This is a genomic window from Pseudarthrobacter sp. R1 (assembly GCF_024494415.1).
Taxonomy (GTDB): domain Bacteria; phylum Actinomycetota; class Actinomycetes; order Actinomycetales; family Micrococcaceae; genus Arthrobacter.
Genome location: NZ_JAMKFI010000048.1, coordinates 1 through 954, shown reverse-complemented (window position 1 = coordinate 954; position 954 = coordinate 1). Strand labels below are relative to the sequence as shown.

Sequence of the window (954 nt, the reverse complement as noted above, 5' to 3'; positions counted from 1 at the left end):
CTAGGACGTGTTGCTAAAGCCCTGATTTGATCCAGATCAGGGTCGACGCCAGGGTCACGCCTGCGAGGTAGCTGCGTGCTGTTTTGTCGCTTCTGGTTGCGATGCCACGCCATTGTTTGAGGCGGTTGAAGCAACGTTCCACGACGTTACGGCCTTTGTAGGCGTCCTTGTCGAAGGATCGAGGGCGTCCGCCTTTGGAACCGCGCCGGGCCCGTCCTGCAATCTGATCTGAGCGCTCGGGGATCGTGACTTTGATTCCCCTGCCAGTCAGGTAGCTGCGGTTGGCGCTGGAGGTGTAGGCCTTGTCTGCCAGTACCCGGTCGGGCCGGCTGCGGGGCCGTCCCCGGGAGGTGCCGGTGATCGAGATGGTCTCCAGCACGGTTTGGAAGAATGAGGTGTCCGCGGCCTGGCCAGCGGTGAGCACGAGTCCCAGCGGTCGTCCTTTGCCGTCGGTGGCAAGGTGGATTTTGCACGTCATTCCGCCCCTGGACTTGCCGATCGCGTGGTCGCCCGGTTCCTCATCACCGAGTTTCTTGTAATTCTGCGGTGCCCCCTGTGGTGCGGGTAAGGGTGGCGCCATGCTGATGCACCCGGGTGATCGTCGCGTCCACCGAGACGGTCCAGTCGACATCGCCGGCACGCTGGCCAGCTGCCTGCACGGCGGCGAGAACACTGGCCCAGGTCCCGTCTCTGGACCAATCCGCGAAGCGCCCGTAAATAGAGTTCCAGTTCCCGAACCTCTCAGGCACATCACGCCAAGGCGCACCGGTGCGGAACCTCCAGACGATCCCTTCGACGGTCCGACGCATGTCCATGATCGGACGCCCGTTCCCCTTCCACACCGGGAAATGCGGCGCCATCACGGCCCAAGCCTTGTCAGAAATTTCTTGCCTCGCTGCCATAAATCAAGCCTGACGGAAATCAGCCCTCAAAGGGTTTAGCAACACACCCTAG

General features: G+C 62.2%; 1 pseudogene. It reads right to left on the bottom strand.

The features are described 5' to 3' along the window. Positions 1 to 13: 13 nt before the first annotated feature. Positions 14 to 902, bottom strand: a pseudogene (locus M8J71_RS22950) (IS5 family transposase). Positions 903 to 954 lie beyond the last annotated feature (52 nt).